Consider the following 21,876-nt stretch of genomic DNA (forward strand, 5'->3'; position numbering starts at 1 on the left):
CGGTTGTAAAAAATTGTTTAACCTATTTTTTCGAATAGGCAGCGCTGCTGAACATAATTGTGTCGGTACCTTATATACTAATCGTGTCGAAATGAACAGGAGGCTGGCATTTACGGGAGGAGGTACGTCTGTTGACAACCTACATCACATCGGAGCTCGCCGCACGGTTTTACCGGTTCGGAAGCCATACCTATGTGCAAGCAGGCGGAGAGCTTCATTCGCCCGAGCAGATGGCCATCGGCGACGGCGTATTTATCCGCGCCCCCTATGAGCTGCGGGCAGAGAAGCAAAGTGACGGCACTCCGACACTTCGGCTCGGAGACGGCTGCCAGATCAATCCGGGGCTGACGATTACAGCTCATCGACTGGTGACGATCGAACGGCATACCTTGATCGGTCCCTATGTGCGCATCAGCGACCAACAGCGCGTCGGGACGCATCCGGCTACAGGCCTGTCGCTGCCATCTCCTTCCGAGACAAACGAGGCTGCGCAGGTTCATATCGGAGAAGGCGCCTGGCTTGGCGCCCATGCCGTCATCCAGGGGCCGGTGCGGATCGGCACGGGAAGCGTGGTGCGGCCGCACAGCGTCGTTACCCGCGATATCCCCGATTATTGTACGGCCGCAGGCAGTCCGGCCGAAGTCATAGAGGTTTACGACGCTGCCTCCGGCGCCTGGGTGCAGACGGACAGTCCGGCCCGTACGGCCGAGCTGCTGGCGGAGCGCCGCCGCCATCCGCTGCTGTCCATTTGCATCCCTACGTACAACCGGGCCTCCTGTCTGGAGCACTGTCTGCACACAATTTTTTCGCAAATCGGGGATAACGGGCTGATCGAGGTCATTGTATCGGACAACGCCTCGACAGACGGGACGCCGGACATTATACAGCGGTACGCAGCCCGCTACCCAAACCTGAGAAGCGTCCGCAATGACGCGAATCTAGGGGCGGACCCGAACATCTTTCAGGTTATAAACCTGGCTCGGGGCAAATTTATCAAGCTGCAGGGCGACGACGATTTTTTCGTGGACGGCACGCTGTACCCGCTGCTGCACGTGCTGCATCGCTATGGCGACTGCGGCGTTATCCAAATTTACGTTCGCAATGGCGACGGCTCGATCCGAACAGGCTCCGGAATGAGCGCCTATCTCGAAGCAACGTCCATCTACGCAACCTTCATCTCCTCCATCATCCTGCGACGCGCAGAGCTGGAGCAGCTGGAGCGGCCTGACTTGTTTTTGGACTCCTCCTTTAACCAGCTATATCTCCAATATGCCATTCTGGAAAAAAATCCGCGGTTTTGCATCCTGAACAGCAGCATGTTTACGTATGCCGGCCTTTCCTCGGACGACTATAACTTCGGCGAAGTCATCTTCCGCAGCTATCCGTCCATTTTGCAGCACTTTGTCGGAAGAGGATTAACCCCGGAAGAAATAAACCATGAAAAAAAACGAACGTTTTACGGCTACGCCATCCCCTGGTTCAAGCACATCATGGAGACCGGAAGCAAGGCGGACACAAGCCGCCTGGAGGACATTTTTGCCGAGCAATACCATGAGGAGCCTTATTTTGAAGAAGGGCTGGCCCTGCTTTCCTCCATCCGGCAGCCGCAGCCGTAAGTCGTGCAGTTCAGAAAGGAGAATTTGAATGTCCGCATCCATTGATCAACAGCTGGCCGCTGCCTTCCACCACTTCGGGGAGCGGTCCTTTCTCGATGCCTCCGGGCATGCTCCACAGCCGAAGCATATTGCCATCGGGGCCGGTGTAGCGCTGCATGGCCGGTATTGGCTGAACATCATCGACCCGACGAAGGGACCGAGTCCCAAAATTATCGTCGGCGATGGCTCCCACAGTGAAGACGGCCTGATCATCTCCGCTTTGAATCGTGTCGAGCTGGGGCGAAACGTCCGGCTTGGCCCGCGCGTGCTCCTGTCGGACACCGACCATGAATACCGTCGGCTCGGCATACCGCCAGCGGCCCAAGGACTGGCGATGACCGACGGAGAGGTCGTCATCGGGGATGGCGTATTTATCGGCGCCGGCTCTGTCATTTCGGGCAGTGTGCGCATCGGTCGAGGCAGCATCGTACAGCCGGGCAGCGTCGTCGGAGAGCATGTCCCGGAGTGGAGCATCGTCGGCGGCGCGCCTGCCCGGCTTTTACAAGCTTACGATCACACGTTGAACAAATGGGTAGCGGTCGACGAAACAGCCGCCCCCACTGAAGATTCCGCTTCTCCCCGCCGCACTCCCCCGCTGCTGTCGATCTGCATTCCGACCTACAACCGGGCCGCTAATCTGGACCGCTGTCTGCAAGCCATCTTGTCCCAAATTCCCGAGCATGCGCCTGTTGAAGTCATCGTCGCAGATAATGCCTCTACCGACGATACGCCCGCCGTGCTCCAGCGGTATGCCGAGCGGTATGCTTGCCTGACCTGCTATCGCAACAGCTCCAACATCGGCGCCGACCGCAACATTTACCATGTCATGCGGCTGGCCAAAGGAACGTTCGTCAAGCTGCAGGGCGATGACGACTATTGGGTCGAGGGTACGCTGATGCATTTTGTAGATGTTGTGCAGCGGCATCAGGATTGCGGCATTATTCATCTGCATGTTCACAACAACGACAGACGCGTGTATACCGGGGAAGGCGCTCCGGCTTTTCTGGCGGCGACTACGATGATGTCCACCTTTATTTCGGGTATGACGCTGCGGCGCGAGGATCTGGAGCAGGTCGAGGAGCCGGATTTGTTTCTGGACTCCTCCTTTAACCAGATGTATCTGCAATACAAAATCTTAATGAGCAACCCGCGGTTCTGCATCCTGAACTGGAGCATGTTTTATTTCGCGGCCAACGAGCCGGGCGGCTATAATTACGGTGAAGTGGTGTTTCGGAGCTATCAGGCCATCTTGCGGCATTTTGTCGGCAAGGGGCTGACAGAGGAGCACGTGCGGGCCGAGAAGCACCGGTCACTCTTTACTTATATTTTGCCCTGGTATCGGGGGATCGTCGCGAATCGTTACAAGACCGATATTTCTCGCTTCGAAGATATTTTTCAGGAGCATTACTGCGATGAGCCATATTATGAGCAGGTGGCCGGCGAGCTTCGCGCCCTGCGGGCTGCTCGCGACGCTTCTACGTAAGACCGGCAGTCGTTGACGAGCCGACAGAGCCGAGCCAGGCCGGGTGCAGCTATTTCTGTAAATGCCGGCAATGCCGCAACCCGAAGGCCGCGCTCTGTATGGCGGCAGCGTTAGATTCGCGGGTCTTTCTAGTAGACTGCTCCAGAAGTACCGTTACTTTCAGTAAAGCTCAAGATCACTGGCTAACACGCCTTTCATAGTGACGGTACATGGGGATCTATCTACTAGTACGTATAAGAACGGCATCGGCGGCATCGGCAATTCGAATGCTGCGGCTTGCATCTTTTGGACGCACTGGTTTTGCGCGCGCCCCCGCATTTGGGCTTGTGGCTATGACGCGTTCTACAGGTGCAGCTGCGAAACTGCTCGGTAACCACGATGACCTTAATTTTCGGACACATCCCATTCCCCTCCTCGTTCCAGATTCATTCATCCTATGCAGCGTTAGCGTTTTCGTATAGGCCCCCTTTGCCTCACATCGGTCATGACGGCTCCCAAGCTTGCGTAAATCCAAGGCAGGCCTCTACCTATCACGTCTAGCAACAGTGCGTTCACTCTCATTTTCTTAAAAATTTGGGTGAACTTACGTTTCATTCGAAACATAAGATATTACGCAATTCAAGTCTGACCAAAAGGGGTGATTTCCTTTGTCGCAAGCCAATGTTCCTAACATTACACCTAGTATTACGATCACCAGAGACGATGCCTTAAATCTGCTGCTGGCTTCGATCGCCATCGAAGAGTTAGGACTAGGACATGTCATTAATGCGGAAGCCGAAAAAATTCAGTATGCGGTCGGTACATTGCCAGGCCTTACCGTACCGGCTACCATCAGCGACCTGCTCGCTGTTGACGCGAGCGTCAAAAGCACGATGCAGGAGCTGATTAAGAAAGAGATGCTGCTGACCAGCAAGCTGGAAAGCATTTTGGCGGCGCCTTCGTTAGTAGGACCAACCGGACCGACCGGCGCCACAGGCTCGGGTAGCGGAGTAGCGGGGCCAACTGGCCCTACTGGCGTAGGAGTCACGGGCGCTACCGGCGCTACGGGCTCTTCGGGCGCTACCGGCGCTACGGGCTCTTCGGGCGCTACCGGCGCCACGGGCTCTTCGGGCGCCACCGGCGCCACGGGCTCTTCGGGCGCTACCGGCGCCACGGGCTCTTCGGGCGCTACCGGCGCCACGGGCTCTTCGGGCGCTACCGGCGCCACGGGCTCTTCGGGCGCTACCGGCGCCACGGGCTCTTCGGGCGCTACCGGCGCCACGGGCTCTTCGGGCGCTACCGGCGCCACGGGCTCTTCGGGCGCTACCGGCGCCACGGGCTCTTCGGGCGCTACCGGCGCCACGGGCTCTTCGGGCGCTACCGGCGCCACGGGCTCTTCGGGCGCTACCGGCGCCACGGGCTCTTCGGGCGCTACCGGCGCCACGGGCTCTTCGGGCGCTACCGGCGCCACGGGCTCTTCGGGCGCTACCGGCGCCACGGGCTCTTCGGGCGCTACCGGCGCCACGGGCTCTTCGGGCGCTACCGGCGCCACGGGCTCTTCGGGCGCTACCGGCGCCACGGGCTCTTCGGGCGCTACCGGCGCCACGGGCTCTTCGGGCGCTACCGGCGCCACGGGCTCTTCGGGCGCTACCGGCGCCACGGGCTCTTCGGGCGCTACCGGCGCCACGGGCTCTTCGGGCGCTACCGGCGCCACGGGCTCTTCGGGCGCTACCGGCGCCACGGGCTCTTCGGGCGCTACCGGCGCCACGGGCTCTTCGGGTGCCACTGGAGCTACCGGACTAACCGGACCGACGGGTTCTTTTGATCCGGGAGAGGCTTTGTTCACGGTATTCGGAACAACTGGAAGCGCAACGGTTGCTTGGAACGAAAATTTAACGTTCCTTTCCAATACGTTATCAATTGAAGTCACCCAAGGCTCGGCCAACGTAAGAATTGAAACCTTGTCTACACCAACCGGACCAACGGGGAGTACAGGGGCTACCGGTTTTACGGGTGCTACGGGGGCCACTGGCGCTACCGGCTCTACGGGTGACACTGGCGCTATCGGCGCTACGGGTACCACTGGTGCTACGGGGGCCACTGGCGCTACCGGCTCTACGGGTGACACTGGCGCTACCGGCGCTACGGGTACCACTGGTGCTACGGGGGACACTGGCGCTACGGGCGAAACTGGCGCTACCGGCGCTACGGGGGACACTGGCGCTACGGGCGCTACTGGTGCTACTGGCTCTACTGGCGCTACAGGCTCTACGGGTGCTACTGGCGCTACAGGTGCTACTGGCTCTACTGGCTCTACCGGCGCTACGGGTGCTACTGGCTCTACGGGTGAAACCGGGGCTACCGGCTCTACGGGTGACACTGGCGCTACCGGCGCTACAGGTGCTACTGGCTCTACGGGTGAAACCGGGGCTACTGGGGACACGGGCGCTACAGGTGCTACGGGGGCTACGGGTGAAACCGGTGCCACTGGCTCTACCGGCTCTACCGGCTCTACTGGCTCTACTGGCTCTACAGGTGCTACGGGGGCTACGGGTGAAACCGGTGCCACTGGCTCTACTGGCTCTACTGGTGCTACGGGTACTACGGGTACTACTGGCTCTACTGGCGAAACAGGCGCTACAGGTGCTACGGGTGCCACGGGCGTAACTGGCGCTACAGGTGCTACTGGCTCTACTGGCTCTACTGGCTCTACTGGCTCTACCGGCTCTACCGGCTCTACGGGTGCTACTGGCTCTACTGGTGCTACTGGCTCTACGGGCGCTACTGGCTCTACGGGTGCTACTGGCTCTACAGGTGCTACTGGCTCTACTGGCGCTACAGGCTCTACGGGTGCTACTGGCGCTACAGGGGCTACGGGCTCTACTGGCGCTACAGGTGCTACAGGTGCTACGGGTGAAACCGGGGCTACGGGTGCCACCGGCTCTACAGGTGCTACTGGCGCTACGGGCTCTACTGGCGCTACCGGCGCTACGGGTGCTACTGGCTCTACGGGTGCTACAGGTGCTACGGGTGAAACCGGGGCTACTGGCGCTACCGGCGCTACTGGCGCTACCGGCGCTACTGGCGCTACGGGTGCTACGGGTGCTACGGGTGAAACCGGGGCTACGGGCTCTACTGGTGCTACAGGTGCTACAGGTGCTACGGGTGAAACCGGAGCCACTGGCTCTACTGGCGCTACAGGTGCTACTGGCTCTACGGGTGAAACCGGGGCTACGGGCGCTACTGGCGCTACAGGTGCTATGGGTGCTACGGGTGAAACCGGAGCCACGGGCTCTACTGGCGCTACAGGTGCTACGGGGGCTACGGGTGAAACCGGAGCCACTGGCTCTACGGGCGATACAGGTGCTACTGGCTCTACCGGTGAGACCGGCGCTACGGGCTCTACTGGCGCTACAGGTGCTACGGGTGCTACGGGTGAAACCGGGGCTACGGGCGCTACCGGCGCTACAGGTGCTACAGGTGCTACGGGTGAAACCGGAGCCACTGGCTCTACTGGCGCTACAGGTGCTACTGGTGCTACGGGTGAAACCGGGGCTACAGGTGCCACGGGCGTAACTGGCGCTACTGGCGCTACGGGTGCTACGGGTGAAACCGGGGCTACGGGCTCTACTGGCGCTACAGGTGCTACAGGTGCTACGGGTGAAACCGGAGCCACTGGCTCTACTGGCGCTACAGGTGCTACTGGTGCTACGGGTGAAACCGGGGCTACAGGTGCCACGGGCGTAACTGGCGCTACTGGCGCTACGGGTGCTACGGGTGAAACCGGGGCTACGGGCTCTACTGGCGCTACAGGTGCTACAGGTGCTACGGGTGAAACCGGAGCCACTGGCTCTACTGGCGCTACAGGTGCTACTGGTGCTACAGGTGCTACGGGTGAAACCGGGGCTACAGGTGCCACGGGCGTAACTGGCGCTACGGGTGAAACTGGTGCCACCGGCTCTACGGGTGCTACGGGCTCTACTGGCGCTACCGGCTCTACGGGTGCTACGGGCTCTACGGGTGAAACCGGGGCTACAGGTGCCACGGGCGTAACTGGCGCTACGGGTGAAACTGGTGCCACCGGCTCTACGGGTGCTACGGGCTCTACTGGCGCTACCGGCTCTACGGGTGCTACGGGCTCTACGGGTGAAACCGGGGCTACGGGTGCCACGGGCGCTACCGGTGAAACTGGTGCCACCGGCTCTACCGGCGCTACGGGTGCTACGGGTGAAACCGGGGCTACGGGCTCTACAGGTGCTACGGGTGAAACCGGAGCCACTGGCTCTACTGGCGCTACCGGCGCTACCGGCGCTACAGGTACTACTGGCTCTACGGGTGAAACCGGGGCTACAGGTGCCACGGGCGTAACTGGCGCTACGGGTGAAACTGGTGCCACCGGCTCTACCGGCGCTACCGGCGCTACGGGTGCTACGGGTGAAACCGGGGCTACAGGTCTGTCCTGCGTAACTGGCGCTACGGGTGAAACTGGTGCCACCGGCTCTACCGGCGCTACCGGCGCTACGGGTGCTACGGGCGCTACTGGGGCCACCGGCGCTACCGGGGCCACCGGCGCTACTGGGGCCACCGGCGCTACTGGCGCTACGGGTGACACTGGCGCTACCGGCGCTACGGGTGACACTGGCGCTACCGGCTCTACGGGCGCTACTGGCGCTACTGGCGAAACTGGCGCTACTGGGGCCACCGGCGCTACTGGCGCTACCGGCGCTACTGGGGCTACAGGTGCTACCGGTGAAACCGGAGCCACTGGCGCTACTGGGGCCACCGGCGCTACTGGCGCTACGGGGGCCACTGGCGAAACTGGCGCTACCGGAGCCACTGGTGCAACCGGAGCTACGGGGGCCACCGGTGCTACGGGCTCTACCGGGGCCACCGGGGCCACCGGGGCCACCGGCGCTACGGGCTCTACCGGTGTCGCAGGCTCCAGCGCCATCATTCCATTTGCATCCGGCTTACCGGTCACCGTAACAACCATTGCCGGTGGTCTGGTCGGTACGACAAGTCTGGTGGGCTTCGGCAGCTCGGCTATCGGCCTCAGCTTGGCGGGCGGCATCCTGAACTTGACGGGATCGTCTGGTACGCTGGTCAACTTCGCCTTCTCCGTTCCTCGTGCCGGCACCATTACAAGCATTGCGGGTTATTTCAGCACAACGCTGGGAATTTCACTTATCGGCAGCTCCGTTACGGTTACAGCCGAGTTGTTCCGATCCACGACGCCCAACAACTCCTTTACCGCGATTCCCGGCGCTTTGGTGACTCTGGCTCCGTCATTCAGCGGAGTCGTAGGGATCGGCGCAATCAGTAACGGAATCACAACAGGCCTCAACATTACTGTATCGCCGCAGGATCGGTTGATCCTGGTTTTCTGGGCTACCGCTACGGGATTAAGCTTGGTGAACTCCCTCGAAGGCTACGCCAGCGGGGGCATCTCGATCAGCTAATCCGACCCCGCCTTGCAGAATCACCCTCTCTGAGCTGCGTCTCAGAGAGGGTATTTCGTATTATTAGGTCAACCAGAATGTTCTGGTTGGCCTTTCTTTATGGCCGTTATACGATGGCGGTAGCCGGGTGAACGTAGGGGCTTTAGGGGCATGTGACCCCGTCACAAAAGCTGTTCTCCCACTACCCCCAATGACCATGTTTGAGCTGGTAGAGGCAAAGACCTCGCATCACAAGCGAAGCTATGGGTTTGGAACCATCGTGGGAGTGCCGGCAATTCGATTAGGGAGGTTGTTATGCAGCCAGTCGTAGGTGTGGATGTAGCGAAAGGATCTAGCGTAGTACAAGCTTTTTGTGGGTAGGCTCATAATGCCAGCCGCTTTCATATAATGATCATGAAGCCTCCAGCGCAACGCCTAACCAAAGGAGATGATTGCAGTGCCTCTGCTTTCCGTATGTATGATTGTAAAAAACGAGGAGGAGCATATCGAACGCTGCCTGGCCAGCGTGAGTGAACTCGCCGATGAAATGATCGTCGTGGACACAGGCTCCACAGACCGCACGATTCCGCTATGCGAAGCTGCTGGCGCCAAGGTGCTTCCCTTTGCATGGAATGAACATTTTGCCGAAGCGCGGAATTATGGGCTGGAGCAAGCTGCCGGGGACTGGATCATGTGGCTGGATGCGGATGAAGTGCTTGAGCTGTCAGCGTCCTCCGTTGCGGATTTGCGGGAACGGCTAGCTGCAGAAACCGAGCCTGTGCTGAACGTCCATCTGATCAATTTTATCGGCGATGCTCCGGACCCGAACGAAGCGTTCCATATTGCCCATACCCGGCTGTTCCGCAACGGGATCGGCTTGAAGTTCCTTTATTCGATTCACGAGACATTGAATGTAGAGGAGCTGTTCCGGGAGGAGCAGGCGCTTACCGGAATCAAACAAATGGAAGGTTTGACCATCTACCATTACGGCTACCTGCAAGCCCGCACGGAGCAGAAAAATAAAAGCGAACGCAACCTGACGATGCTTGTCAACGAATTGCAGCAGGAAGCTCCCAACCCATGGACAGAATACCATTTGGCTAGCGAATATTACCGGTTAGGCCGCTTCGCGGACGCTTATGAGTGGGTGAATCTGTCCATCCGGCGTTTTTTGCTGCGCAACCAGCTTCCTCCCTCCTTGGTTTACAAGCTGAAATATTCCAGTCTGCTTGCGGCAGGCAGTGTTGAGGGGATTCCGGAAGCGATCGACAAAGCGATTGCGATGTACCCCGATTACGTTGATTTGTATTTTTTCAAAGGGATCGCCTTGTACCTGCTGGAGCAGTCTGAAGCCGCGCTGGACGTATGGGAGCAATGCCTGGAGCTGGGAGAAGCCAATATCCAGCATCTTACCTTGAAAGGCTCAGGCAGCTTCCATGCCTGGTATTACAAAGGCTTATGTCTGGATAAGCTCGGACGACGGGAGCTGGCTGCCGAAGCTTACGCCGAAGCGCTGCGACTGCACCCGAATTACCAATTTGCGGCTGATGCGTTATCCAGGCAGCAGGCGGAGACACAAACGGAGACGACCGGAACGCCTTGACCGGGCAGCAAGCGGAAGGCGGGTCAGGCCCTGCAAAATCTTGATCATAATCGGGGGAAAGACTCATATTCTCTCATGAATGATCTGCATCTGCACGGGAGCCCGCACGCGAGGTCCTGTCGGGAGCGTATCATGGACCAATATAAGGAGGTGATCACATGTCTCAAGCATCCATTCCGAATATTACGCCCGTCATTTCCATTACAACCGGCCAGACGATAACGCTGCTGCTGGCTTCCATAGCTTTGGAGGAATTGGCACTCGCTCACATTCTCAATGCAGAAGCGGAGAAAATTCAATTTGTGCTGGGTACGCTGGGTGGGGTAACTCCACCGGTTGCGCCGACGATTTCGAACGTGCTGGCGATCAACGCCAGTGTCAAATCCACGATGCAGGATGTCATCAAGACGGAAATTTTACTGCAGTTCAAGCTGGAGAACATCCTGAATCTCCAGTAACGGGTACAAATGAGCCTTCGGGCGGCTGATCTGCCGGTTAGCCGCCCCTCCCTGCCCGATACATATTCCGGCTCTTGTCTACATATAAATGAAAGAAGAGCGGTCCCTGTCCGGAACGCATGAACACCCTCACATGGATCACAACCGTCAAGGAAAGAGGTGAACGCCAATGTCCATGCCGAATGTACCCGATATTAAACCTGAAATTACACTCAAACGTCACGAAGCCATCAATCTGCTGCTGACCTCAATCGCTTTGGAGGAAATCGGGCTATCGCATATTATTAATGCCGAAGGGGAAAAAATCCAGCGTTTCGTCAAGGATCACTGTATCGAGCTGAATGATGTACTGCGAATTAATCGAAGCGTCGAGATGATGCTGCGTAATGTCGTCAAAAACCAGATGATGCTGCAGTTTAAAATGGAGGATGTTATCCGGCTGGAAGAACTGTCGCACCACGGGGAGTATGAAGAATGCTATGAGGAGTAGCCGGACAGCATGATTCACGAGGCCATGCCACGGAGGTAACCAGATGCAGGATCACAGTCTACTGAACCATCCCAGGTCTCTGGATGAAGCGCTGATTCAGCTGGTCAAGTCCATTGCGGTCGAGGAAGAAGCGCTGGCCAGCCTGATGAAGGCAGAGGCGGATAAAACACTTGCATTCGTAGGCAAGGATCGGGAGCTTCCTACGAACCCCTCCAATCTTGAGTTCATTCAATTCAACCAGTCGGTTACCAAAATTCTCGACTCGATTCTCATGGCCGAATGGATGCTGATGAAAAAAATGGACGCCGTGATGCATTTCCAGCTGATGGCTCAATCCCCCAGCTCCTCTGCGCCCGGTAAAGCAGCGGCGTCTTCGAGCTCAAGCAGCGATGAAGCGACCCGAGAACCGTACGATGAACGGGACACGTTTGACTTTTAACCGCCAGACGCCGCTCCGGCGAAACGGATTGTGCAGGCCTGTAAACTGGACCTATGATCGAGGTGACCGGGTATGTCTTCTGGAGAAATGACGAATAGTCAGCACAGCCTGCGCACGCTCACCGGCGCTGTTCTTCATTTGATCCAGGCCTCCTCGGACTTTACGCTGGAACCGGGGCTTCGACAAGAATCCGCGCTGCTCGCTTACCATAGACTAAGACAAACCGAGCTGCTGAATGAGCTGCACGAGCTTATTTTTTTGCGTCTGCCCGCGCTGGCTGCTCTGGGCTCACTGGCCGATGATGAGGAATTGCCGGGCTCTGCGCCGGAAGCTCCCGGTGGACGTAGTTCCAGCGCTCCCTCCGCTGCCCGGAACGCCGCCCTGACGACTGCGGACAGCTCAAGCTTTCCGTCCCGTGAGACTCACATTCGGGCTTTAGAGCGATTACGGGACTACGAATCATGGCTGCCGCTATACAAGACGCTTAGGGAAGCCGAGACGAATGCCCTAGCCTCCGTAAGGGCCGAAGCACGCTCAACGGAGACTGCGGAAGCCATACCTGCACCTGCCGTCGCCAGGATTGCATCGGAGCCTGCCGCGCCCGTTGCTCCCATGCCGAGCTCCCATGCCCCTCCCGCCGCAAGCCCGTTGACGATCAGGGCGAAAAACGATCCCAAAACCGCCGCTACCTTCAAGCCGCAAAAGCGGGGAGACACGTTTCAAATCCAGCTCGGCTCCAAGAAGTACCAAGGGTTTTTCTAACCTGCGGCGAGAACAAGCGAGAAGGAGAACATCACATGTCGATTGATACGCTTCTGCATGTTGCGGGCCGCAGCTACGCCTGGTCGGGAAAATATGGAGTCGGCGCTTACTTGCACGAGGAGACGAAACGGGCTTATTTGCTGGATAGCGGACCGGGCGAACGAACCGCAGGACGGCTGAACCGCGAGATCATGAAGCACGGCTACGAGGTTGCCGCGATTATTTACACGCATGCTCACGAGGTCAACACGGGCGGAAGCGCCTACTTCCGCAAGCATTACCCCGGCTTGAAGGGCTATGCCTCCGCAGCAGCCGCGCTCTTCATTCAGCATCCTTCCCTTCTGATGCCTCCCCATCCGGTTTATGCCATGTCCGGCCCCGTCAGTGAACCGGCCAAGACGGCCGACAACCTCGCCATTACCCAGACGATTCCTTACCAGGACGGCAGCTTCGACATTGATGGCATTCCTTTCACCATCCATACGATGCCCGGTCACGCTCCCGGTATGATCGGCATCCGGACGCCGGATCAGATTTTGTATTGCGCGGACGCCGTTTTCGGAGATCCCACGTTGTCCCGCCAGAAGCTGCTGCTGTTCACCGATCCGGGCGAAGCGCGGCTTACGCTGGAGAAGCTGAATACGATCGACGCGCGGCAATTCGTGCTGTATCACGGGGGGATCTACCGCAGCATCTCCCGGCTTATCGAGGAAAATATGAAGCGGCTTGATGAAGGGTACGCGTATGTGCTGGCCTCCATCGGACCGCATGGTCAAACGATGGAAGGGCTGATCCAGCGGCTGATGACCGCCTACGAGTTTGACAATACCGACAAGCAATACGACCTCGCGCAGGTCATCGTCCAGTCTTACGTCAGGCTGCTGCTGCGGGAGGGGAAGATTTCCCGGAGCATCCGCAACGGGATGCTCGTGTATTCACGCTCCGCTGATCGGCTGTAGCCCGCTCAGCCCTTGACCGCCCCGGCCGCAATCCCGTCAACGATCCGGTTGCTGAGGATGACGTACACAAGCAGCACCGGCACAATGCTGATCATCAGAGTCGCGCCGATTGCGCCCCAGTCTGACGTATATTGGCCGACGAAATTTTGCACGCCGACCGTTAACGTCTTGAGCTTGTCGGAATTCAGAAACGTATTGACGAAAATAAAGTCATTCCAATTATAAATCATGTTGATAATCGCCGCCGTCATCATTACCGGCAAGGTCATCGGCAAAATCATGGAGCCAAACATCCGGCCGACGGAGCAGCCGTCCATCACGGCCGCCTCTTCGATCTCACGCGGCAGCGCGTAATAAAATCCGAGCAGGATCATCATCGTCACCGGCAAATTAAACGAGGTGTACAGCAAAATAATACCGAGCGGATTATCCAGCAGACGGATGCTCTGAAACAAACTGAACAGTGGAATAAGCGTCGCATGCACGGGAATCATCAGCGCGACCATAAACAGACCAAGCGTCAGCGAGCTCCACTTCCACTTCATTCGGGTCACGGCAAAGGTCACGCAGCTGGCCAGCAAAATTGTCGAAACGATCGAAACGGCCGTCAGCCAAACGCTGTTGAAAAAATAAAGTCCCAGATTACTCTGCGTCCATACCTTGACATAATTGTCCCACTTGGGCTGCGTCGGCAGCGCTAGCGGCGACAAGTTAAACACATCCTGATTGGACTTGAGCGAAAACAGCAGCAGCCAGATCAACGGCAGCACCTGGATAATCGCCACGGCGATCAGGATCACATACAGCAACCCATAGCCGGTCCGCCCTGCGGGGGAGCGGGATCCCCCGCTCAGCTGCGCCGGTACGGCCTTCGATGATGAATTCAAGCGACTCTCCCCCCAGCTTACGAATATTCGATACGCTCCTTCGACGCCGTCAGCCTGCGAATGCCCCATGTTGTCAGCAGGCAGATCAGCAGCAGCAGAAAACCGATGGCGCTGCCATAGCCGAAGTCGAAGCTCTTGAACGCCTTCTGGTACATATAGGACGCCATCACCTCACTTGCTCCGTTTGGCCCCCCGCCCGTCATCACATAGATCAGATCGAAATATTTGAGCGAACCGACGACCGACAGCACGACGGTTACCTTGATGATTTCCGCCATCAGCGGCAGCTTGATCAGCAGCGCAATTTGCCAGCCGCGCGCCCCGTCGATCCGGGCGGCTTCCACCAGGGATGGAGGAATATTTTTCACCGCCGCGTAGTAGATCAAAATGTTGAACCCCGCATATTGCCACAGAATCGGCAGAAAAATCGCCCCCAGCACAAGCTGCGGATCAGCCAGCCAATCCGGCGTCTGCTGAACGCCCAAGGCGCTCAGCAAGCTGTTCAACATACCGTTCGACGGATGGTACACCTTCAGCCACAGCTGCGCAATCGCCACCGAGGACAGCAGCATCGGAATGAGATACAGCTTGCGGAACAAGTCCGCCCCCTTGATCCGGCTGGACAGCAGCAGCGCGATCACCAGGTAAAGCGCCAGGCTAACGGTGGACAGCAGCGCGAATAAAAATGAGTGGACCACGCTGTCCCAGAACATCGGGTCCTGGAGCAGCGCCCGGTAGTGCGCAAGCCCGGCGAAGGTCATTTCGCCCACGCCATCCCAGTTCATCAGGCCATAATATCCGGTGAAGACAATCGGCATATAAATCATGCCAAGCATCAGCAGTAAGGACGGCCCTACAAATAATACAATCATCCGTTTGTTGGACATGACCGCATCCATAACCTGGGTCTCCTCCCTGTCCGCGTCTTATTTGCCGAGCTTCAACGCGTCCTCAAGCTGCTTGGCGAATTCTTCCGGCTTGGCGACATTGCCGTACAGCGCCTGGATCAGCTTGTCGTGCACCTGGGAAGCGCCCGGCTTCATCTGGACGTTGATATACAGCGTAATTTTGCTCGCTTTGTTCAGCTCGGTTAACAGGTCGGCATACAGCGCCGGCAGCTTCACATTCGCCGTATCCACCTTCGTCGCCGGGATGACTCCGGCTTCCGATACCGACTGCTCGCTCCATTTGCTGACGAAATATTTGACGAATTTCTTCGCCTCCTCCTTCACCTTGGAGTTTTCGGCGACAAACAAGCCCATGCCCGGCCCGCCTATCCAGCTGTCCATCGTGCCTTTGCCGCCTTCGACCGTCGGAAACTTGAAGAAGCCAACCTTGTCCTTGAACGCCTGCGGCGTATCCGGGCTCGTTGAGAAGGTCGGCACCTCCCACGTTCCCATCAAATACATGGCCGCTTTTTCGCCCAAAAACTGCGCCTTCGCTTCATCATTGGACAAGCCGTTGAACCCCTTGATGAAGCCGCTTTGCTTCACCAGCTCCTGCAGCTTGCGCCCGGCCTCGACCAGACTCGGGTCCTGGAACGCATTGCCTGCAATCGACTTATCCAGCAAGTCGGCTCCGCCGATCCGGTCCGCCAAATACATGTACCACAGGGACCCGGTCCAGGCGTCCTTGTTGCCAAGCGCAATCGGAGCAACGCCGTTGTCATTAAGCGTTTTCAAAACGGCTTTGAATTCCTCGAACGTTTTCGGTACCTGCAGCTGATACTTGTCGAAAATCGCTTTGTTGTAGTAAATCGGCGCAATGTTGAGCTCAACTGGCAGCGCGTAGGTTTTGCCGTCGAACGCATACGCTTCGGTGGTACCCGGCACAAACTTGCTTTTTAACCCGTCGTCCAGCAAATCGTCCAGCGTGGCAAACAGGCGGCCCTTCACAAACGGCTCCATATAACCGGCGGCCGACGTCATGCCAATATCCGGGAGACTGTTCGAGGCGGACTGTACCTTCAGCTTCGTACCGTATTGCGCCGTGTCCAAAATTTCCGTTTCAATCGTCACATTCGGATGTTCCTTCTGGTACGACTGAATGATGCCGTTGACGATTTTGTTTTGACCCATCCCCTGCGGCCACAGATGACTGAACTTGATCGTCACCTTCTTGGCCGGCGCACCCGCGTCAGCCGGGGAGGCGGCCGGCGCAGGAGCAGCTTGCTCCGACTTTGCTCCGGTTTCCGTGCTCTCTGCTCCGGCTCCCCCGCAGCCTGCGAGCGTCATCGTGAATGCCGAAGCGAGCAATATGCTTGTAAGCGCTTTATGCTTGATCATTAACAAACCCCTCCATTCTGGTCCGAAGGCTGCTCAACTGCCCTTCCGCTCCCATTGTAGCATCCGTGCTTGCCGGACATAAGGGAACGGCTTCGAGGAAAACTTCCACGATTTTTAGGTCATAAGCTGCTGGCTGCGACGGCAGGCTCCCTGCCAGCGAAGCGGAATGCCGGGCTGCGGCGCACATTCCGCCTGCATGGGCTGTCGCAGGCTACACCTCCGCGTCGTCCTCCCGCCAGCCGGACCGGTAATGGCCGGGGCTATGGCCTTCATAGGCTTTGAACTGCTTATTGAAATATTTGGCCGTCTGGTAGCCGACGCGTTCGGCGACTTCCGACACGGGCAGCCGCGTATGCAGCAGCAGCTCCTTCGCCTTCTGCATCCGGCGCCGGGCGACATATTCGCTGAACGTCATCTTCAGCTGCTCCTTGAACAGCGCGCTGAAGTAGCTGGCGTTCAGGTGAATATGCCCGGCGACCTCGCGCAGCCCAAACGGCGTCGCCAGATGCACGTCGATATATCGCAGCGCCTCCTGCAGCGGCTCGCTAAGCGCAGGCTCGTCCCCGGTGACCTCGACGAGGCGCGCATCGACAAACTTCTGCAGTCTGGCGACCCGCGTCTGCTCCTCCTGCAGCGCAAGCGCCTTTTCGACCGTGGCAACGAGCTTTTCCTTGGTCAGCGGCTTGAGCAGGAAGTTGACCACCCCCAGCTCAATTGCGCGCTGGGCATAATCAAATTGCGGGTAACCGGAGATGATAATGACCGGCGGCCGGGTCAGCTGCGTTTCCCCGCTGAGCGCATCGACCAAGCCGAGGCCGCTCAGCTCCGGCATCCGAATGTCCGAGATCAGCAGATGAACCGTCTGCTCCCTAACCGTACGCAGCGCCTCCTGCCCGTTCTGCGCGAGGAGCAGCTGCACGCCGTCGCCGCCCCAGCGCTCCAGCGTACGTACGATGCCTTCGCGGGTTCTCGGCTCATCATCGACAACCAAAATCGTTTTGGACCGAATCATTCGGATCGCTCCCCTTTCACTGGAATGGCAATGCTTACCTTCGTCCCCGCGCCCGGCTCGCTCCGAACCGCGACAGGCTCGATGCCTGGCGGAATATGCTCGCCGAAGGTCAGGCGAATGCGCTGCAGCACGTTGGCCATGCCCATGCCTTTGCCCCGCGCTCCGGCAGGCACATGTCCGGCGTGCCACGAATCCAGCACCGCCCGCAGCCGCGCCGGCTCCATCCCCGGCCCATCGTCCTCGATGTCCAGCACCAAGCAATCCGGACATTCCTTGCCCTCGGCCTGCCGCAGATCAATGCGAACCGTACCCGGCTCGCTGCGGCTTTCGATCCCGTGTAAAATGGCGTTTTCCACAAACGGCTGAATAAGCAGACGCGGCAGCTGCAGCTCAGGCAGCGGCACGTGCAGCGTAATATTCCAGGTCAGCCGGTCCCCCAGCCGCATTTTCATAATAAGCAGGTAACGTTCGATATGGTTCAGCTCCTCGCCAAGCGTAACGGCTTCGTCTTGCCCCGGAATTGTAATCGTATAGCGGAACAGCTCCGACATGGCGATCACGAAGGCGGCCAGCTCCTCTTCCTCCTTTTCCTGCAACGACCAGTACAGCGCATCGAGCGTGTTGAACAGAAAATGAGGATGAATTTGCGCCTGCAGCGCGCGCAGCTCCATCCGGCTTTGCAGCAGCTCCTTCTCATACACAAGCTGGATCAGGTCATTCATATGCTCCACCAGCCGGTTGTAGCTGTAGTTCAACTCCTGGATTTCCCGCGTCGATGACCCGGCTTCATTCGGCTTCATGATCCCGAGCCGCGAGCTGCGCATCGTCTTGATCAGCTTGAAGACCGGTCGGGTGATCGCCGTGGACAGGAAAAAGGAGAACATTACAAATAGCCCGGTCCCCAGCGCCGCCGACACGACAATCGCCGTGCGAAGCACCTGAATGCCTTCCGTAATCGCATGGACCGGCGTCAACAGGATCAGGCGCCACCCGGTAATCGCCGAGCGCTGCCGGACCATGACATACTCCTGGCCGCGCATTGTAATCGCTTGCAATTCACTTTGCAGCAGCGCTTCAACCTCCTGTCCTGTCCACGTCTCCTGACTGGATGCAATCAGCCGGCGGTCATCGCCGACGAGCAGCGTGATTTCGCGGGGATCTCTGTCCGGCGTCGAGCCTGCCAGCGCAAACATGCTGCTGCTGAAGCGGATCAGCATATACCCGCCCGTCGCATACCATTGATCGACAAGGCTGATCTGGCGAATCGCCAGCACCGTCTTGTCATCGGCCGGGTCAAGCCCCGACCAGACGATCGCTCCCTTGCCGGAGGTAGCTGCTGCGATCAGCTGCGGGCTGACCTGTCCGGACAGCTCGCTGCCATCGAGCGGATACAATCTTCGTCCGTCCGCGCTGTACAACTCGACGGAGCTGACGCCGCTCGCGTAGATTTGCACGAGATCAACGCTGACCTTCAGTGCCTGCCGTTCGCTGAACGACGCCGGAGAGCCGTTAGCCTCCCTCAGCAGCAGCCGCTGCAGCTCCTCGCCCGTCGCCACCTGCGAGGTCAGCAGATCAATTTGCTGCAGAAGCGCTTCCAGCCGTCCGTTCGTCTGCACCGCTGTCTGCTGGATGGTCGTTTCTGCGTTATTTTTCAGCAGCGTTGCCACCGCATCGAAGGTCATGATTCCGACAAGCATCAGCACAATGAGCATGATGAGCAGAAATCCGGCCAGCATCTGCGTACGCAATGTATTAAACCGGTGTAAGCCCGTACGCATGCATCCTTCTCCTTCCCTGCTCCGAGCATGGTGATACGTTCAAAAAACGGGCGAAGGCTTCCAAAAAATAGCATCCGCTCGTTAATGCTAAACGAACGGGCCGCTATTCGTCAATATCCACTGCTGGCGTGGATTCCGCAGCAGGCGGGCCCGGCTTCTTCCGCTGCCTGAACCGGTAAACGAGATACGCCAGCAGGGAAATGCCAGGCACATATGTAAAATCCCATAAAACCCAATATTTGTTAATTGAATTGAAGTACACAATGTTCGGATAAAGCATCGAAGCATACCCGAACAGCGTGACGGCAAACGGAATCGTCAGCTTGCGATAATCACGCAGTTGAAACAACCCCTCTACGCCCCGGAGAAAAGCATAGCTGTACAGCATGCTGCGGAGCAAGGTCGAGAAAATCCAGACAATCGCCATAATGGCCTCCAGCCGCTGCACAAAATCGCCGATATTGATTTTTTTCGCCAAGGTGTAGGTGGCATACATCTGATGGCCGGTCAGATACGGGCCGAGGACGAGCAGACACACCAGAATAATGCCGAAAATAACCAAGCCGGCAAACGCTACACTCCACATATAATCGCGAAAAAAATGCGGACCGCGAGCGATGCTGGGGAAAATCATCCAGAACATAAACAATTCTACAAATGGAAAGGCCACAAATATTGCGCTTCCCGCTGCAATGCTGCGGATACTGTTTTCCATCACAGGCAGCAGCCTGGAAAGCTGGGCATCCGGCAGCAGGAAGATCACCATAAAGCCCAGCAGCATCAGATACGGGAGAAACAGCAGCTCGGCCGAACGCGCGATATTTTCCAGTCCGCTGCGGGTGGCAAATAAGCCCAGTGTAACCATAATCAGACAAATGACCCGCATTGGCGTATCCACCATCATCTGGGTAACAATAAAATCGCCAATCTCCCGAACATGGAGCGCAGTTATTGTAAAGAAGTAGAACAAATAAAGGCAGGACACCGCTCCGCCGATCCAGCGGCCGAGCGCTAGCCGATTGATTTCAATTAGATTGAGTCCGGGAAATCGCTGACTGTACCAGTAAATGTACCAAGCGACCCCAAGAGCGACCAGCAGTCCGAGCAGTGCCGAAATCCAGGCGTCCTGCCGGGCGATGAACGACAAGCTGGATGGCAAAATCAGCAGCATATCGCCAATCACGAAATAAATAAGCAAAATAGATGCCTGCTTGGTGGCAATCTGCTCCCTCGCTCGCACGGTGAATTCACTCCTTTGCCATTACTTTGTCCATATCCGCTGCCTGTTGGGCTTCAGGATTGTGCGTTTTTCGCTGCCTGAAGCGATAGATGAGATACACCAGAAAGGAAATACCCGGCACATACGTAAAATCCCAGACAATCCACGCCGTATTGATGGAATTCAAATAAACAACATTCGGATACAGCAGCGACGCGTAACCAAACATCAGCACGCCCAGCGGAATCGTCAGCTTGCGGTAATCGTGCAGGTGAAACAAAGCCGCTATTCCTTTGATAAACGCATAGCTGTAGACCAGGCAGCGCATTAAGGTGGAGATGATCCATACAATCGCCAGGATCGCTTCCAGCCGCTGGATGAAATCGCCGATATTGATTTTCTTTGCCAGCGTGTAGGTGGAATACATCTGGTGGCTGGTCAAGTATGGACCGAGGACCACCAGACACAAAAAGATAATGCTGAAAATGATGAAGCCGCCCATGACTGCACTCCACATATAATCGCGGAAAAAGTGCGGCCCGCGGACAATATGCGGAAAGATCATCCAGAAGGCGAACAGCTCGGCAAACGGGAAGGCCACATAAAAGACAACGCCTTGCGCAATGCTGCGGCCGCTGTTTTCCATCACAGGCAGCAGCTTCGATACCTGCATATCCGGCAGCAGCAACAGGACCATACAGCCCAGCAGCAGGATATACGGAACAAACAGCAGTTCGGCCGAGCGCGCAATATTTTCCAGTCCGCTGCGGATGACAAGCACGCCCAAAATAATCATAATCAGACAAATGATCCTCATCGGCGTATCAGTCATCATCTGGGTCACGGCAAAATCGCCGATCTCCCTAACCTGGGTAGCGCCATTATTGAAGAAAGCGAACAGATACAGGCACGACACCGCATCGCCTGCCCATCTGCCAAGCGCAAGCCGGTTGATCTCAATCAGATTCCGGCTCGCAAACTGCTCGCTGTACCAATAAATATACCAAGCGATGCTCACTCCGATCGGCAAGCCGATCAGCGCCGAAATCCAGGCGTCCTGATGCGTAACCGCCGACATACTGGAGGGCAGAAACAGCAGCATGTCGCCAATAATAAAATAAATCAGTAAAATCGACGCCTGTCTGGTGCCGATTTGTTCTTTGACTCGCATAGCGCCTTCACTCCTTGGCAGGAAATAACGCATCCAGCAGATCAAGCACCGGATCATAAATAAACGGCAAAAACTGCAGCGGCCCTGTAATGTTCGCCTTGGCGCCGATGTACAAACTAAACGCCACGCCCGGCAGCAGCAGCCCGATGTACACGAGCAGCTCCTTGATCCAGCCTCTGCGGGCCAGCAGCCGAATTTCCCACACAGCAGCCAGTGCCGCGATGATCAGCACCACCCAGGATACGCCTTCGAGCATGC

The 21,876-nt window shown here is 57.6% G+C and carries 17 protein-coding genes; 9 read left to right on the top strand and 8 right to left on the bottom strand.

All coding sequences use genetic code 11. The annotated features are described in order from the left end of the window. The first annotated feature begins 131 nt into the window (after positions 1-131). The 9 genes from AC6ROY_RS04095 (at position 132) to AC6ROY_RS04135 (ending at position 13,266) form a co-directional block, all read left to right on the top strand. Positions 132-1,616 carry a glycosyltransferase gene (locus tag AC6ROY_RS04095; protein WP_500098732.1) on the top strand — a complete coding sequence of 495 codons (1,485 nt, stop codon included), beginning with the start codon at positions 132-134 and terminating at the stop codon, positions 1,614-1,616. 28 nt (positions 1,617-1,644) lie between these two features. Next, complete coding sequence (locus tag AC6ROY_RS04100; protein WP_500098733.1) at positions 1,645-3,138, top strand: glycosyltransferase; 1,494 nt, start codon at positions 1,645-1,647, stop codon at positions 3,136-3,138. A gap of 647 nt (positions 3,139-3,785) precedes the next feature. Continuing rightward, entirely contained in the window at positions 3,786-8,576 is a 4,791-nt protein-coding gene (locus AC6ROY_RS04105) for an alpha-helical endospore appendage domain-containing protein (protein WP_500098734.1), read from the top strand. Between the two features lie 427 nt (positions 8,577-9,003). Beyond that, positions 9,004-10,158: a glycosyltransferase gene (locus AC6ROY_RS04110; protein WP_500098735.1), complete on the top strand. Its 1,155-nt coding sequence runs from the start codon at positions 9,004-9,006 to the stop codon at positions 10,156-10,158. A 158-nt stretch (positions 10,159-10,316) separates the two neighbouring features. Continuing rightward, positions 10,317-10,616 (top strand): alpha-helical endospore appendage domain-containing protein, encoded by a 300-nt coding sequence (locus AC6ROY_RS04115; protein WP_500098737.1) that lies wholly within the window; start codon positions 10,317-10,319, stop codon positions 10,614-10,616. 169 nt (positions 10,617-10,785) lie between these two features. Beyond that, the gene (locus AC6ROY_RS04120; RefSeq protein ID WP_500098738.1) at positions 10,786-11,106 is read left to right on the top strand and encodes an alpha-helical endospore appendage domain-containing protein; all 321 of its coding nucleotides are present in this window, start codon (positions 10,786-10,788) and stop codon (positions 11,104-11,106) included. A 43-nt stretch (positions 11,107-11,149) separates the two neighbouring features. After that, a complete protein-coding gene (locus AC6ROY_RS04125) occupies positions 11,150-11,545 on the top strand; it encodes an alpha-helical endospore appendage domain-containing protein (RefSeq protein WP_500098740.1) in 396 nt (131 codons plus the stop codon). 72 nt (positions 11,546-11,617) lie between these two features. Further along, complete coding sequence (locus AC6ROY_RS04130) at positions 11,618-12,307, top strand: hypothetical protein (protein ID WP_500098742.1); 690 nt, start codon at positions 11,618-11,620, stop codon at positions 12,305-12,307. A 35-nt stretch (positions 12,308-12,342) separates the two neighbouring features. Next, positions 12,343-13,266 (top strand): MBL fold metallo-hydrolase, encoded by a 924-nt coding sequence (locus tag AC6ROY_RS04135; protein WP_500098743.1) that lies wholly within the window; start codon positions 12,343-12,345, stop codon positions 13,264-13,266. A 5-nt stretch (positions 13,267-13,271) separates the two neighbouring features. On the opposite strand, the gene AC6ROY_RS04140 is transcribed toward AC6ROY_RS04135, so the two are convergent. The 8 genes from AC6ROY_RS04140 to AC6ROY_RS04175 form a co-directional block, all read right to left on the bottom strand. Next, complete coding sequence (locus tag AC6ROY_RS04140) at positions 13,272-14,120, bottom strand: carbohydrate ABC transporter permease (protein ID WP_500098912.1); 849 nt, start codon at positions 14,118-14,120, stop codon at positions 13,272-13,274. A 50-nt stretch (positions 14,121-14,170) separates the two neighbouring features. Then, complete coding sequence (locus tag AC6ROY_RS04145; protein ID WP_500098745.1) at positions 14,171-15,052, bottom strand: carbohydrate ABC transporter permease; 882 nt, start codon at positions 15,050-15,052, stop codon at positions 14,171-14,173. 27 nt (positions 15,053-15,079) lie between these two features. Beyond that, entirely contained in the window at positions 15,080-16,438 is a 1,359-nt protein-coding gene (locus AC6ROY_RS04150) for an extracellular solute-binding protein (protein WP_500098747.1), read from the bottom strand. Positions 16,439-16,649: 211 nt separating this feature from the next. After that, on the bottom strand, positions 16,650-17,450 hold the full coding sequence (locus AC6ROY_RS04155; protein WP_500098749.1) for a response regulator transcription factor: 801 nt from the start codon (positions 17,448-17,450) through the stop codon (positions 16,650-16,652). Beyond that, entirely contained in the window at positions 17,447-19,228 is a 1,782-nt protein-coding gene (locus tag AC6ROY_RS04160; protein WP_500098750.1) for a sensor histidine kinase, read from the bottom strand. Before AC6ROY_RS04160 ends, AC6ROY_RS04155 begins: the two co-directional genes overlap by 4 nt. 103 nt (positions 19,229-19,331) lie before the next feature. Beyond that, a complete protein-coding gene (locus AC6ROY_RS04165) occupies positions 19,332-20,468 on the bottom strand; it encodes a GerAB/ArcD/ProY family transporter (RefSeq protein WP_500098752.1) in 1,137 nt (378 codons plus the stop codon). 7 nt (positions 20,469-20,475) lie between these two features. Beyond that, positions 20,476-21,618 carry a GerAB/ArcD/ProY family transporter gene (locus tag AC6ROY_RS04170; RefSeq protein WP_500098753.1) on the bottom strand — a complete coding sequence of 381 codons (1,143 nt, stop codon included), beginning with the start codon at positions 21,616-21,618 and terminating at the stop codon, positions 20,476-20,478. A 7-nt stretch (positions 21,619-21,625) separates the two neighbouring features. Next, positions 21,626-21,874 carry a hypothetical protein gene (locus AC6ROY_RS04175; protein ID WP_500098755.1) on the bottom strand — a complete coding sequence of 83 codons (249 nt, stop codon included), beginning with the start codon at positions 21,872-21,874 and terminating at the stop codon, positions 21,626-21,628. Between the last annotated feature and the right edge of the window lie 2 nt (positions 21,875-21,876).

The sequence above is a fragment of the Paenibacillus sp. sg306046 genome (assembly GCF_059821225.1).

What these genes read in the sequence shown, in the direction of transcription:
- AC6ROY_RS04100 (WP_500098733.1), top strand. Translation starts at nt 1,645, where the DNA reads ATGTCCGCATCCATTGATCAACAGCTGGCCGCTGCCTTCCACCACTTC.
- AC6ROY_RS04110 (WP_500098735.1), top strand. Translation starts at nt 9,004, where the DNA reads ATGATTGCAGTGCCTCTGCTTTCCGTATGTATGATTGTAAAAAACGAG.
- AC6ROY_RS04115 (WP_500098737.1), top strand. Translation starts at nt 10,317, where the DNA reads ATGTCTCAAGCATCCATTCCGAATATTACGCCCGTCATTTCCATTACA.
- AC6ROY_RS04120 (WP_500098738.1), top strand. Translation starts at nt 10,786, where the DNA reads ATGTCCATGCCGAATGTACCCGATATTAAACCTGAAATTACACTCAAA.
- AC6ROY_RS04125 (WP_500098740.1), top strand. Translation starts at nt 11,150, where the DNA reads ATGCAGGATCACAGTCTACTGAACCATCCCAGGTCTCTGGATGAAGCG.
- AC6ROY_RS04130 (WP_500098742.1), top strand. Translation starts at nt 11,618, where the DNA reads ATGTCTTCTGGAGAAATGACGAATAGTCAGCACAGCCTGCGCACGCTC.
- AC6ROY_RS04135 (WP_500098743.1), top strand. Translation starts at nt 12,343, where the DNA reads ATGTCGATTGATACGCTTCTGCATGTTGCGGGCCGCAGCTACGCCTGG.
- AC6ROY_RS04145 (WP_500098745.1), bottom strand. Translation starts at nt 15,052, where the DNA reads ATGGATGCGGTCATGTCCAACAAACGGATGATTGTATTATTTGTAGGG.
- AC6ROY_RS04150 (WP_500098747.1), bottom strand. Translation starts at nt 16,438, where the DNA reads ATGATCAAGCATAAAGCGCTTACAAGCATATTGCTCGCTTCGGCATTC.
- AC6ROY_RS04155 (WP_500098749.1), bottom strand. Translation starts at nt 17,450, where the DNA reads ATGATTCGGTCCAAAACGATTTTGGTTGTCGATGATGAGCCGAGAACC.
- AC6ROY_RS04160 (WP_500098750.1), bottom strand. Translation starts at nt 19,228, where the DNA reads ATGCGTACGGGCTTACACCGGTTTAATACATTGCGTACGCAGATGCTG.
- AC6ROY_RS04170 (WP_500098753.1), bottom strand. Translation starts at nt 21,618, where the DNA reads ATGCGAGTCAAAGAACAAATCGGCACCAGACAGGCGTCGATTTTACTG.
- AC6ROY_RS04175 (WP_500098755.1), bottom strand. Translation starts at nt 21,874, where the DNA reads ATGCTCGAAGGCGTATCCTGGGTGGTGCTGATCATCGCGGCACTGGCT.